The sequence below is a fragment of the Mesorhizobium sp. BR1-1-15 genome, from assembly GCF_020165475.1.
Taxonomy (GTDB): domain Bacteria; phylum Pseudomonadota; class Alphaproteobacteria; order Rhizobiales; family Rhizobiaceae; genus Mesorhizobium.
The window spans coordinates 44343-57735 of record NZ_JAIUIF010000006.1 but is presented as its reverse complement, the minus strand read 5'-3'; the positions used below and the strand labels follow the sequence as shown (position 1 = coordinate 57735).

Annotated in this window: 10 protein-coding genes; 4 read left to right on the top strand and 6 right to left on the bottom strand. The window is 64.6% G+C overall.

Annotated elements, in window-relative coordinates; translation table 11 throughout:
* Window position 1: 1 nt before the first annotated feature.
* The gene (locus LB541_RS12840; RefSeq protein ID WP_140584347.1) at window positions 2–547 is read left to right on the top strand and encodes a DUF924 family protein; all 546 of its coding nucleotides are present in this window, start codon (window positions 2–4) and stop codon (window positions 545–547) included.
* Here the strand turns inward: LB541_RS12840 and folK are convergent.
* From folK to folP, 3 genes are read right to left on the bottom strand one after another with little or no spacing between them, the layout of a single operon-like run.
* Window positions 539–1066 carry a 2-amino-4-hydroxy-6-hydroxymethyldihydropteridine diphosphokinase gene (gene folK, locus LB541_RS12835; RefSeq protein ID WP_140656374.1) on the bottom strand — a complete coding sequence of 176 codons (528 nt, stop codon included), beginning with the start codon at window positions 1064–1066 and terminating at the stop codon, window positions 539–541. The two genes, LB541_RS12840 and folK, sit on opposite strands and share 9 nt — an antisense overlap.
* The gene (gene folB / locus LB541_RS12830) at window positions 1050–1409 is read right to left on the bottom strand and encodes a dihydroneopterin aldolase (protein ID WP_140498905.1); all 360 of its coding nucleotides are present in this window, start codon (window positions 1407–1409) and stop codon (window positions 1050–1052) included. Before folB ends, folK begins: the two co-directional genes overlap by 17 nt.
* Window positions 1410–1412: 3 nt before the next feature.
* On the bottom strand, window positions 1413–2267 hold the full coding sequence (gene folP / locus LB541_RS12825; protein ID WP_140557791.1) for a dihydropteroate synthase: 855 nt from the start codon (window positions 2265–2267) through the stop codon (window positions 1413–1415).
* 135 nt (window positions 2268–2402) lie between these two features.
* Here folP and LB541_RS12820 point away from each other — a divergent pair, with 135 nt between their 5' ends.
* Complete coding sequence (locus LB541_RS12820) at window positions 2403–3020, top strand: DUF922 domain-containing Zn-dependent protease (RefSeq protein ID WP_181168435.1); 618 nt, start codon at window positions 2403–2405, stop codon at window positions 3018–3020.
* Between the two features lie 240 nt (window positions 3021–3260).
* Entirely contained in the window at window positions 3261–4736 is a 1476-nt protein-coding gene (locus LB541_RS12815) for an MDR family MFS transporter (protein ID WP_224618582.1), read from the top strand.
* 11 nt (window positions 4737–4747) lie between these two features.
* Here the strand turns inward: LB541_RS12815 and LB541_RS12810 are convergent, their stop codons facing one another.
* From LB541_RS12810 to LB541_RS12800, 3 genes are all read right to left on the bottom strand, one after another.
* On the bottom strand, window positions 4748–5782 hold the full coding sequence (locus tag LB541_RS12810) for an NAD(P)/FAD-dependent oxidoreductase (protein WP_140674544.1): 1035 nt from the start codon (window positions 5780–5782) through the stop codon (window positions 4748–4750).
* Window positions 5783–6113: 331 nt separating this feature from the next.
* A complete protein-coding gene (locus LB541_RS12805; RefSeq protein WP_137931040.1) occupies window positions 6114–6434 on the bottom strand; it encodes a 2Fe-2S iron-sulfur cluster-binding protein in 321 nt (106 codons plus the stop codon).
* A gap of 98 nt (window positions 6435–6532) precedes the next feature.
* Window positions 6533–6901: an Hpt domain-containing protein gene (locus tag LB541_RS12800; RefSeq protein ID WP_140525377.1), complete on the bottom strand. Its 369-nt coding sequence runs from the start codon at window positions 6899–6901 to the stop codon at window positions 6533–6535.
* Between the two features lie 272 nt (window positions 6902–7173).
* Here LB541_RS12800 and LB541_RS12795 point away from each other — a divergent pair, with 272 nt between their 5' ends.
* Window positions 7174–13326, top strand: a complete 6153-nt coding sequence (locus tag LB541_RS12795; RefSeq protein WP_224618580.1) for a kinesin — start codon at window positions 7174–7176, stop codon at window positions 13324–13326.
* Window positions 13327–13393 lie beyond the last annotated feature (67 nt).

Genomic DNA, 13393 nt, shown 5'->3' with positions numbered 1-13393 from the left:
CATGGATTTGGACAGCGGAGCCCTGTCGGTCACCAGATTCTGGCGTGATGCCGGAGCGGACGCATGGTTCGAGAAAAGCGATGTTTTCGACGGCGATTTCCGCAACCGCTTTCTTGAGCTGCATTACGCGGCCGCACGGCGCGAATGCGACGGCTGGTCGGAGCATGCCGAAGGCTCGCTGGCGTTGATGATCCTGCTCGATCAGTTTCCGCGCAACTGCTTTCGCGGCACCGGCCACATGTACGCCACGGACCCGCTGGCGAAGCATTTCGCCCAAAAAGCTGTAACGGCCGGCCAGGACCTGGTGCTCGAACCGGAATTGCGGGTGTTCCTGTATCTGCCGTTCGAACATTCGGAATTGCTCGCCGACCAGGAACGGTCGGTCGAGCTCACCGCGGCCAATGCGCCGGACTACCTCAAATACGCCGAAGAACACCTCGACATCATCCGGCGCTTCGGCCGTTTTCCGCACCGCAACAAGATGCTCGGCCGCGAAACCACGCCGGAGGAAAAAACCTTTCTGGACGATGGCGGGTTCTCAGGCTGACGCTGGTCTATCCAGCCACCAGTCGCGGCCCGACGGCAGGCGTTCGATACCGGCCGCATCGACGGCGGCCAGCCGCTCCGAGACGCTTCGCCCGCTTACCGCAAGATCGGGCGCGATCTCGGCCAGCGGCGCCAGCACGAAGGCACGTTCAAGCATGCGCGGATGCGGCACTTCCAGGCCGGTTTCGTGGATGACGCGGTCGCCGAAAACCAGGATGTCGATATCGATGAGGCGCGGCCCCCAGCGCTCCTCACGCACGCGCTTCAGCTTGCGCTCTGCATCGAGGCACAGGTCGAGCAATGCCCGCGGCGAGAGCCGTGTCGAGAGTTCGGCGGCGGCGTTCAGGAAGTCGGGCTGGTCGAGCTTGCCCCAGGGCGGCGTGCGGTAGAGCGAGGACACCGCGGCCACGCGAGCGGCGGGATCGGCGTCGAGCAGGCGCAGCGCCGCCGCCATCGAACTCGCCGGATCGCCAAGATTGCCGCCAAGGCTGAGATAGACGGTGTTACTGCGGCCAGACAACTGTCACCTCGACGTAATCGAGCACGCCGGGCACCGGCGCATTCGGCTTGCGGACCGTGATTTCGGCTTTCCTGATCTGCGGGAAGCGTTCCGTCAGGGCTTTTGCGACTTCCAGGGCCAGCGCCTCGATCAGGAAGCGCCTGTGTCCGGTGATGATCTCCTCGATCACCGTGAAGGCAACACCGTAATTGACGGTTTCCCCGATGGCATCGTCGACCAGCGCGCGCCCGGGCTCCACGGTGAGCGAGGCGTCGACATAGAAGCGCTGGCCGAGCGCCTCCTCCTCGTCCAGCACGCCGTGCCGGGCAAAGAAGGCGCAGTTCTTCAGGCGGATGACATACATGGTTCAGCGTCCCGAAGCGGCGGCGGTTTCGCGCGCCAGCATAGCATCCGCCACGGCCAGCGCGTCCACGTTGATTGCGACATCGTGGACGCGAAACAGGTCGGCGCCCTTCAATCTAAGTATGACGCTTGTCGCCGCGGTCCCAGCCCCTCTTTCGGCGGCATCGCGGCCAGTGACGGTGCCGATGAAGCGTTTTCGCGAGGTTCCGGCCATCAGCGGAAATCCGAGGGCGTTGAGCTCGGAAAACCGCGCCATCAGGTCGAGGTTATCCTCGGCCGTCTCCTTGGCGAAGCCGAAGCCGGCATCGAGAACGATATGATCGTCGGCGATGCCGTGTCGGCGGGCGATTTCAAGCGATTTTTCGAGGAACGCGAACTGGTCGGCGATGACGTCGGGCAGTTTCCGGCGATCCCGCCCGGTATGCATGATGATGAGCCCCGCGCCGGTTTCGGCTGCGACACGCGCAATGTCCGGCTCGCGCTGCAAGCCCCAGACGTCGTTGACGATATGCGCCCCGGCCGCGACGGCCAGCCGCGCGGTCTCCGCACGATAGGTGTCGACCGAAATCAGCACCTCGCCGGAACGCGCCAGCGCCTCGATCACCGGCAGGATGCGCGCCTGCTCCTCGCCCGCCGTGATCGCGGACGCGCCCGGCCTGGTCGATTCACCGCCGACATCGACGACCAGGGCCCCTTCGCCCAGCATGCGGCGCGCCTGGACCAGCGCGGTTTCGGCGGCATCGAACAGACCGCCGTCGGAAAAACTGTCGGGCGTGACATTGAGAATGCCGACCACCACGGCCTTGTCGCCAAGGTCGAGATGACGCCCGTGCGCCAACTGCCATCGCCTCGCCGTCATTGCTCATCAACCATGGGGCTCATCAACCGTGTGGCTCATCAACCGTGGGGCTCATCAACCATGTGTGATCCGCACCAGATCAATTCCGTTGCGCCGGCAATGGCCGTAAAGCAAGGTAGGACGAGAGGCAACCTGATGAAACGAACCCTGCTTTGCGCATTGCTGCTTGCCGCCACCGCCGTTCCGGCGGGCGCGGCCAATCTCGTCAAGACATATAGCTACTTCGCCGTCGGCGGCAGGACGCTAGAAGACATCGAGGCACAGCTTTCCAAACGTGGTCCGCAGGTGAAGAGCACGGGCTCGCGGCATCCCGGCGCCACCCAGATGGCCTTCACCACGCGCATCAGCTATGCCGGGCAGTCCGGCTCTTGCCGGATCGCCGACGCCGCCGTGACCGTCAAGGTCAAGGTCATCCTTCCCGAATGGCGCCGCCCACGCAAGGCCGACGCGGATGTGCGGCTGTTCTGGGACACGCTGTCGGCCGACATCAAGCGCCATGAGGAACGCCATGTCGAGATCGCCAAGAATCACGCCCGCGAACTGGAAGACGCGCTGAAAGCCGCTTACCCGCAGAAGGACTGCGATGCGGCGAAGGCCAAGGCCGCCCAGATCACCGCCGCCATTCTCGCCAGACACGACCGTGCCCAGGTGCAGTTCGATCGTGTCGAAAGCGTCAATTTCGAAAGCCGCATCCTGCGGCTCCTGCGCTATCGCGTCGAGCGCATCGGCAACGGCCGGTTGCCGCCGACCTGAATGTCCTGATGCATGTCGCCTAAAGGGGCGGCGGTGCGAGCCAACCGGGCCGAAGCGTAGTGCCAGCTTCGAAAAATTTTCGGGCAACGGTCGAAATCGGCCTATACGGGACGACATATCAGGGGTTGGCAAGGGCACGACCTTCAAACACGAGCATCACGACCGATCGCGCCGCGGATGCAACCCGGCTAGCCCAGCCGACGCACCGGACGGCGCGCGCAAGCATATGGACGAAAGATTATGGACCAGGCTGTCGACAAGCAGGCCGTGGCGGCCGCGAGCGCGCCGCTGACGGAAAGCGAAAAGAACGCCATCATCGGCGGCGTTCTCCTGTCGATGCTGCTGGCAGCACTTGACCAGACCATTGTGGCGCCGGCCATGCCGACCATCGCGCGAGCGCTCGGCCACGCCGAGTACCTGCCCTGGATCGTGACCGGATATCTCCTGACCGCAACCGCCATGGCGCCGCTCTACGGCAAGATCTCCGACGTCTACGGCCGCCGGCCGACCGTCTATGGCGCGATCCTCATCTTCCTCGCCGGCTCGCTGGTCAGTGCGATGGCGCCCAACATGTTCGTGCTGGTGATCGGCCGCGCGATCCAGGGCGCCGGCGGCGGCGGGCTTTTTGCCCTGGCGCAGACCGTCATCGGCGACCTTGTGCCGCCACGCGAGCGGGCACGCTATGCGGCCTGGATCTCGGGCACATGGGCAGTCGCCAGCATCGCCGGGCCGTTGCTCGGCGGCACGTTCGCTGAACATCTCCATTGGTCGCTGATCTTCTGGATCAACATTCCGCTCGGCATCCTGGCCATGGCCATCATCAACAAGCCGCTGCGCAAGCTGCCGGTCGCGGCAAGACGGCATCGCATCGACGGGCCCGGCGCGCTGCTTCTCGTCGCCGCCACGGCCCTGCTGCTTCTGGCGCTGAACTGGGGTGGCAGCGAATACCCCTGGCTATCGACGGAGATCCTCGGGCTCGTCGCCAGTTCCTTGGTCCTGTGGGGCGCCTTTGCGCTGCGGCTGCTGCGCGCAACCGAGCCGCTGATTTCGCTCGAGGTACTGAGCAACCCGATCGTCCTTGCCGGCACGCTCTCCATGTTCCTTCTGCAGGCGGCCAATATCGGCCTGTCTGTCTACCTGCCGGTCTATCTCCAGTCGGTCATCGGCCTGTCGGCGAGCGAATCCGGCACCGCCCTCCTGGGGCTGATGCTTGGCACGGTGGCCGGCGCGACATTCAGCGGGCGCACCATTCCGCGTTTCGTCCATTACAAGCGGATCGCCATCTTCGGATTGGCCTTCGCCGTTCTATGCCTCGGCGTCCTCAGCCTGGTGGCGGGGCACGCCTCGCTGCTGGTTGTCGAGATCCTGACGACATGCGTCGGGCTCGGCAGCGGAACCACCTTTCCGGTGGCCACGGTGTCTGTCCAGAACGCAGTCGACCCCAGGCACCTTGGCGTCGCCACCGGCGTTCTGACGTTCCTGCGCTCGCTGGGCAGTGCGCTCGGCGTTGCTATCCTCGGTGCGGTCGCCCTGGGCAACGGGCTGCCGCTGGCGGGCGAAGGCGCGCAGGCGACCGGCGCCGGTGCCGAAGCTGCCGCCTTCGGGCTGATCTTCGTCGCCGCCGTGGTGATGTTGATCATGGCGCTGCTGACGCTCAGCCTGATGCCGGAGAAACCGTTGCGGGGCCGTCCCGAAGCCCCCGTGCTGGCGGACTGAAGCGGCACGCCTCAAGAGGCCTCCACCACGCCGAGCTTCTTCTGCAGGCTGGTCGACGAGGTCGTGTATTGGAAGACGATGCGTTCGCCCGGGCTGACGATGCGCTTCGCCGCCTGTGCCATCAGCGCGACCTCGTGAAAGCCCGACAGGATGAGCTTCAGCTTGCCGGGATACCAGTTGATATCGCCGACCGCGAAGATGCCCGGAACCGATGTCTGGAACTTCTCGGTGTCGACCGGAATCAGGTTCTCGTGAAGATTGATCCCCCATTGTGCGATCGGTCCGAGCTTCATGGTCAGGCCGAAGAAGGGCAGCATCCGCGTGCAAGGGACTTCGATGTCGCCGTCCTGCCCCTTGATCAGGGCGGATGTCAGTTGGCCCTCGGCGCCGGTCAAGCCGGTCACTTGCCCGACCTGGAAGTCCAGCTGCTTCATCTCCTGCATGGCGTACATCTTGTTGACGCTGTCGGGCGCGGCGCGGAACTCCGGGCGCCGGTGGACCAGCGTCACGCTTTTTGCCACCGGCTGCAAATTGAGCGTCCAGTCCAGCGCTGAATCGCCGCCGCCAACGATAACGAGGTCGTGGCCGCGAAAATCTTCCATTCGGCGCACCGAATAGAAGACGCTCTTGCCCTCATAGGGTTCGATGCCCGGGATGGGCGGGCGTTTTGGATGGAAGGAGCCGCCGCCGGCGGCGATCACCACCACCTTGGCCTCGAACACCTCGTTCTCGTCGGTGGTGACGCGAAAGCCGCCGTCCTCCAGTCTCTCGAGACTGGAGACCATGCGATTGTAGGTGAAATCAGGCTTGAACGGCGCGATCTGCTCGAGCAGCTTGTCGACCAGGCCTTGCGCCGAGATCGACGGCCAGCCGGGAATGTCATAGATCGGCTTTTCCGGATAGAGTTCCGCGCATTGGCCGCCGGGCCGATCGAGGATGTCGATCAGGTGGCACTTCATGTCGAACAGGCCGAGCTCGAACACGGCGAACAGGCCGACCGGCCCTGCCCCGACAATGAGTACGTCTGTCCTGGTGATGCCGGTCATGGTGCGCGCCTCGCTGCTGGATTGGCGTGAGACTGCATGACCACCGGCTTGCTGCCAAGCGGTGGCGGCAAAAATCAGAGCTGCGAACCGGATTAAGAAAGGCTGGACGACCGCCAGTCCGGCTGCGCCGGCAATTTTTTATGGCCGGCATCTCCCAAGATAGGAATTTTTTCTTGACGGGGTGCCCGCAACTATGGTAGATATTTGGTTATGGTGCTGAGTTGCGCCGGAGGCCCGCCGCACAGGCGGGTTTTCCATTCAAGGCGACGTCAACAGCCGGCCCCCAAGGAACCCCCTGCCCGGATTCATTGCCTCGGGCAAAAATCGGCTTTTAGCCTTGGCGCTCGGGCACCCGCACCACCAGTCCGTCGAGCGCGTCGCGCACCTTGATCTGGCACGATAGCCGCGAATTCGGCTGGACGTCGTAGGCAAAGTCCAGCATGTCCTCTTCCATTGCTTCCGGCTCGCCGACTTCCGCCGTCCAGGCCTCGTCGACATAGACGTGGCAGGTTGCACAGGCGCAGGCGCCGCCGCACTCCGCTTCGATACCCGGCACGGCATTGCGGATGGCGTTTTCCATGACCGTCGAGCCGTTCTCGGCATCCACGTCGAAATGTGTGCCGTCATGGGCAATGAAGGTCAGTTTGGTCATTTGTCACCTGAGGGAGTTTCCGCCGAGATAATCACTCGGGCACACAAGTCAACTGCGGCGAGAAAGCGCCGCTCGGTGACGTTTTTCCGCAAACGGGTCTAGCGGTTGATGGCGGCGATGAAATCGCGCACTTCGTCGATCAGTTTGCCGAGCCGCGTAAGCGTCTGGCTGTCTTCCGGCTGCCGTTCTATCTCGGTGGCGCAATCGGCAATGGCAAAGGCCCCGACACCACGCGCCGAACCCTTCAGGCCGTGCGCCAGGAGCAGCCGGTCCTTGATGTCCGCATCGACTATCCTGTCGCGCACCGACAGCGCCTGTTGTACAAAGAGCGCCAGCACCTCCTGTTCGAGGCCGCGGTCGCCCATCGTCTGCCGCGCAAGGTGTGCCAAATCGACCGGTCGGGACCGCCTCGTTCCCGATACATCGCCCCCGGGCATTGAGAAGGCAATGCCGCTTTCGCCACGCATGAACTCGAACTCCGCTTCTTCGGCCGCCTGAAAAACTAGGCGAATCCAATGGACAACGGGTTAATGGATGGCCGGAAAAAATGTTGCGAAAGCGGCGCCGGAATCACGCTTCCGTTAACCTTATATTTAAAGTTTTACGTATCCCGCGGAATGCATGTTTTCTTTACCCCCCTGTGTCATTACGATACGAGGGGTCCATTTTCAGCCTCCTGCGCGTGGGTGCGACAACCAAAATCATAAGCCCGCGGCAGCTAGTACAGGGTAGCGAAGGCATGGCGAAGAAAACAACGACGACCAGATCTCTGGACAACGATGTGGCCAGGGAACTCGAGAAGGCACTCGATCTCGACCTCAGCGGCGACACCGGCAGCGGCGACCTCGATATAGCGGCCTCGATGGAAGATCTGGAAGCGCAGATATCCCAGGCCGCCGACGAATTGGCGCGCGAGGGACGCAATCAGACGCAGGCACCCGTCGTCAACCAAGCCCAGGCCGCGAATCCCGCGCCAAAGACCAGACCCGCCGAACTGCGCCCCGTCGAAACACGCAATGGCGGTCAGCCCGCCGGCTTCTCGCCGGCCAATGACGATCGTCAGAAGGATTACAAGACGCTTCTGCACAGCCTCAACCGGCGCGCCTCGAACACGATCTACTGGGTTATCGCCTTCGTTTCGCTGGCCTGGATCGCCGGCGCGGGCGGATTGGCCAACCTCCTCTTCGGGCCGAGCATCTGGAGGATCCGCACGCTCGACCAGTTCTTCGCCCGTCCCGAACTGATCGGCCTTGCTGTCGCGGCCATCGTGCCGGTCATCCTGTTCTGGGCCTTCGCCGCCATGATTCGCCGCGCGCAGGACATGCGCATCGCCGCCCAGTCGATGACGGAAGTGGCCTTCCGCCTCACCGAGCCGGAAAACATGGCCCAGGATCGCGTCATGATGATCGGCCAAGCCGTCCGCCGCGAGGTGGCCGCCATGGGCGAAGGCATCGAACGCACGCTGGCCCGCGCCGTCGAACTGGAAACGCTGGTCCACAGCGAGGTCAACCAGATCGAGCGCTCCTATTCGGAAAACGAAACCCGCATCCGCTCGCTCGTCGACGGGCTCGGCAGCGAGCGCGAGGCGGTCGTCAGCCATGCGGAGCGGGTTCGCGCTTCGATCGCCGGCGCGCACGACACCCTCAAGGACGAAATCGGCGCTGCCAGCGACCTCATCCGCGACAGCATTCTCAATGCATCGACCAAACTGTCGATGACCATCACCAATTCCGGCGACACGCTTATCGACCGCATCAACGAAAGTTCGCTGTCGATCTTCGATTCGGTGGAAGGACGGCTCGACACCATAACCGACAAGCTTTCGACTTCCGGCGAGGCTTTCGCCAGCCTGCTCGACACGCGCATCGCCAAGCTGACGGACACGACAGACGGCCTGACCCGGTCGTTGACCGACCTGCTCGACGATCGCACCAACGGCATGGTGTCGCTGCTTGGTGGCGCCGCGCGCACACTCAATTCGGAATTCGAGGCCAGCCTCAACGGCATCGAGCGCACGCTCGCCGAGCGCGGCCAGGCGCTGATCAGCGAGTTCCAGACCCGCGCCGAGGCTCTCGACACCGGCACGCAGAAGCTCAACGCAGCACTCGAAGCCCGCGCCCGGCAGATCAACGAAACGCTGGTCGAACGCGCGCGCGAAATCGCCCACACCTTCGCCGAGAGCAAGGACACGCTGACGGCGATGATCGACCAGGGCAAGACCCAGATCGGCGCCGACATGGCCGATATCGTCACGTCGACCTCGTCCATGCTCGAAGCGCGCGCCAGCGATTTCGCCGGACGCATGGAAGCGGCGCGCCACGTCGTCTCGCGCTCGTTCGATGCCGATATCCAGCGGCTTGCCGATGCCCGCGTGGGCATAGAGGAAGCGGTCGAAAATCACAGCCGCAGCCTTTCCGAGAGCCGCGAGCGCATGGCGGCCGCGATGCAGGCCGATCTGGCCAAGTTCGCCGAGAGCCGTGCCGGCATCGATGCCGCGGTAACCGACCAGGTGCAGAAGCTGGCCGAAGGCCGCAGCCTGATCGCGCGCGCTCTCGAAGAAGATCTGCGCAAGGTCAACGAATCGCGCGCTGCCATCGACGCTTCGCTCGGCAGCCACCTCGAAAGGCTGGAAGAAGGTCGCAACCGGCTCTCCCAGGCTCTCAACGAAGACTCCGGAAAGCTGGTGCAAGCCCGTACAATCATTGACGAAATGGTTGCTGGGCATGTTGGCAAGCTGGCCGAGGGCCGCAACATTCTCTCGCGCGCGCTCGAAACCGACCTCGGCAAGCTCGTGGACACGCGCGCCGATATCGATGGCCTTGTCGCCGGTCAGGTCGAGAAGATCGCCGAGGGCCGCGCGGTACTCGCCAAGGCGCTGGAGAACGACATCGCCGGCATCAAGGATCTCATCGAGGCGCATTCGGCCAAACTGGCGGAAGACCGCTCGCAGCTCGGCCGTTCGCTGGAGGACGATCTGTCCAGCATACGCGGGCTGATCGAGGACCATTCGGGCCGCCTGGCCGAGGATCGCAGCCTGCTGTCGCAGACCCTCGAAGCCGACCTTGCCAAACTCGCCGAGAGCCGCTCGAGCATCGACGGCCTGGTCGCCGGTCAGGTCGAGAAACTGGCCGAAGGCCGCGATATTCTCAGGCGGGCGCTGGAATCCGACCTCAACGCGATCAAGGGCGTCATATCGAGCCAATCCGAGAGGCTGGCCGAGGACCGTGGGCAGCTGTCGCGGGTTCTCGAGGCCGACTTGCAGAACGTGAACAGCGTCATTGCCGACCACATGAACAAGCTGGTCCAGGACCGTTCGACCTTGTCGAAAGCGCTTGAGGAGGATCTCGCCAAGCTGGCCGAAAGCCGCTCGAGCATCGACGGGCTGGTGGCCGGCCAGGTCGAGAAGCTGGCCGAAGGCCGCGACATCCTGCGCCGTGCGCTGGAAGCCGATCTCAATACGATCAAGAGCACCGTCGCCGACCAGTCCCAGAAACTGGTCGAAGATCGGGGACAATTCGCCCGGGCGCTCGAAGCCGACCTCGAAAACGTCAACACTCTCGTCAACAGCCACTCCGAAAGGCTTGTCCAGGATCGTTCGGCGCTGTCGAAGGCACTCGAAGACGATCTGGAAAACGTCAACGGACTGGTCAACAGCCACTCCGAGCGGCTTGTCCAGGAGCGTTCGGTGCTGTCGAAGGCACTCGAGGACGATCTCGCCAAGCTGGCCGAAAGCCGCTCGAGCATCGACGGCCTTGTCGCCGGCCAGGTCGAGAAGCTGGCCGAAGGCCGCGACATCCTCAAGCGCGCGCTGGAGGCCGATTTGCAGAGGCTGTCGGAGAGCCGTGGCGATCTCGACGGCATCATCGCCGGACATGTCGGCAAGCTGGCCGAAGGCCGCGACGTGCTGAGCCGCGCGCTGGAAGACGATCTCGGCAGGCTCGCCGAGACCCGCAAGGATATCGATCGTTCGCTGTCGGGTCACATCGACCAGATCGCGGCCAGGAGCACCGACATCTCCGCTGCGATCGCCGCCGACGTGGACAAGATCGAGCAGGCGTTCAGTCGCCAGACCGGCATCATCGAGGAGCGTGCGGGCACCATGGAGCGTGCGCTGTCGACAGGCGTCGACAATGTGCGCAACGTGCTCGAGAAGAGCGCCGTCTTCGTGGCCGGCGCCTTGCGCGAGAAGGTCCTGGAAGTCACCAGCGTCCTGCATGAGCAGGCGGGCCAGGCCTTCTCCGATGCGGATCGCAAGATCGCCGAGCGCGCCGAGCAGACCTCGGCCGCCCTGCTGGCTCGGGCTGAAGACATCGCCCGCACCTTCGAGGAGGCGGATCGCCGTCTCCACGCCCGTGCGGAAGACACGTCGAGCGCCTTGCTTGCCCGCGCGGACGATGCGTCCAGTTCCTTGCTGGCGCGAGCCCATGAAACCGCCGATCAGCTTGCCGCCCGTGCAAGCGAAATCGCCGGCACGTTCGACGCGGCCGACCAGAAGCTGGCCGCCCGCGCCCAGGAGACCGCCGACCAGTTGGCGGCTCGGGTGAGCGAGATTGCCGGCACCTTCGACGCGGCCGACCAGAAGCTGGTTGCCCGGGCCGTCGAAACGGCACAGTCGCTAGCCGCGCGCGCCGGCGATATCCTGCGCAATTTCGAAGGCGCCGATCAGCGGCTCGGCATGCGCATCGGCGAATCGGCCGAAGCTCTTGCCGCGCGTGCAGCGGATCTCGGCCGCATCTTCGACGCCGCCGACCAGCACCTGGTCTCGCGCATCGCCGAAGGTTCGGAAGCGCTGTCAGGCCGCGCCTCCGAAATCGCCCGCATCTTCGATGATGCGGACAACCGACTGGTTTCCCGCATCGCCGCCAGCACCTCGACCATCGGCGAACATGCTGAGAGCATCGTTGGCGCCTTCACCAGCACGGAGCAGAGGGTCGCCGACCGTGCGCGCCAGACCGGCCAGGAACTGGCCGCGCATGCCCGTGAAATCGAGCAGGCGCTCGCCGGCGCCGACGAGCGGCTCGCATCGACCGCGGCAACGGCTGCTGCCCGCGTCGAAGAGCAGATCGCCAGCGTCGAGAACCGGCTAGCCCATACCGCCGAGACGATGGGCCAGAAGCTCAGCGAGCAGGTGTCGAGCGCCGAAGCGCAACTCGTGTCGCGCGCCAATGTCATCGCGGAGACCTTCACCGCAGTCGGCCAGCATATCGGCCAGAGCACCAACGACGCCGCCAAGACGATCGGCGCCAACACCCGCGAGCTCAACACCATGCTCGCGGCACGGTCGGCGGAGATGTCGAAGATCCTCGACGAGACCGCGCGGCCGCTGGTCGAGCGTTTCGCCCAGGGCGGCTCGGAACTGCAAAAGAGCATGGAAGAGGTCACCGAACGTGCCGCCGAGAAGCTGCGCAGCGAAAACGCAGCCCTCGTCAACGCGCTCGCCAGCCGCACCGCCGAGACCCTTTCGGCGGTCGAAGGTGCCCGCTCGTCGCTATCCGACAGTGTCGCCGACCTGATCGGCCGAATGACCACGTCGAGCGCGCAGCTCGGTCAGCTGATCGAACAGGCCGCGGCCAATCTCGGCCAGGTCGACGAACGCCTGACCGGCAGCACGCAAAGCTTCGCGGCAACTACCGAGAAAGCGGCGCAGACCTTCGCCAGCTCGGCAAGGCTGGTCGATTCGAACACGACAAGGCTGACGGAACTGTCGTCGTCGACCTTGCGCGAGGTCGCGTCGATCGCCACCAAGTTCGATGAACACAGCCGCCTGCTCGCCGGTGCTTCGGACCTCCTGAGCTCGGCCCAGAGCAACCTCGAACACACGCTCGAAAGGCAGTCTTCGCTTGAGGATCTCGCTGTCGGCCTGGTCAAGAAGTCGGAAGATCTCGAAAGGGTCATGCGCTCGTTCGAGAATCTGGTCGGCCAGACGCTGCAAAATGCGGAAGGCAGGACGCTGGAATCGGCCGACAAGATCCGCAACGCCATCACCGACGTCGTCGATTCGGCGACCAAGCGCTTCTCCGACGCGACCGAGGAGATGCGCCGCACCGCCGGCGCCATCAAGAGCGAGCTCGACCTCACCCGCGCCGAGCTCAAGAAGGGCGTCATCGAGATGCCGGAAGAGGCCAAGGAATCGACATCGGCCATCCGCCGCGCGGTTTCCGAGCAGATCAACGCCCTGAAGGAGCTTTCGGACATCGTTGCGAAGTCCGGCCGCAGTGGTGGAGAGCCCTCGGAATCGCGCAATTTGCGCCCGGCGCCGCAAGCCCCGGCAGCGCCCCGCGCGGCAGAGCCGCCGCGCCGCGCTCCCGCGCCACAGCCGGAACTTCGCGCGCCGCAGGCGCCGGCGGGCGGCACGGCGCTACGCGGCACGCTTGACCTGGAGCGCCCCGCCGACACGGCGCCGCGCCAGCGTCCCGACGCCGGCGCCCGCACGCAACAGGGCGGCTGGGTGCGCGATCTGCTGAGCGGGGCGTCACGCGAGGACGAAGCCAAGCCGGCAACACCCGCCGACGCACCGCGCGCCGCCCCTGCCCAGCGTTCGCCGCTTCACGTCGTGGAATCACTGAACTCGCTGTCCGTCGACATCGCACGGGCCATCGATCACGATGCGTCGATCGAACTGTGGAATCGGTACCGGCGCGGCGAGCGTGACGTGTTCACGCGGCGGCTCTATACGTTGAAGGGCCAGCAGACGTTCGACGAGATCCGTCGCAAGTACCAGACGGAGGCAGAGTTCCGCGCCGCCGTCGACCGCTATTGCGATGATTTCGAGAAGCTGCTGAAGGACGTGTCGCGCAACGACCGCGACAACATCATGGCGCAGACCTACCTGACCTCGGATACAGGCAAGGTCTACACCATGCTGGCCCACGCCAGCGGCCGCCTGCACTAGGCAGCGGCAGACAGCCAATGAAAAAAGGCGGGGGACTTGTCTCCCGCCTTTTGGCTTGGAAGGGTGG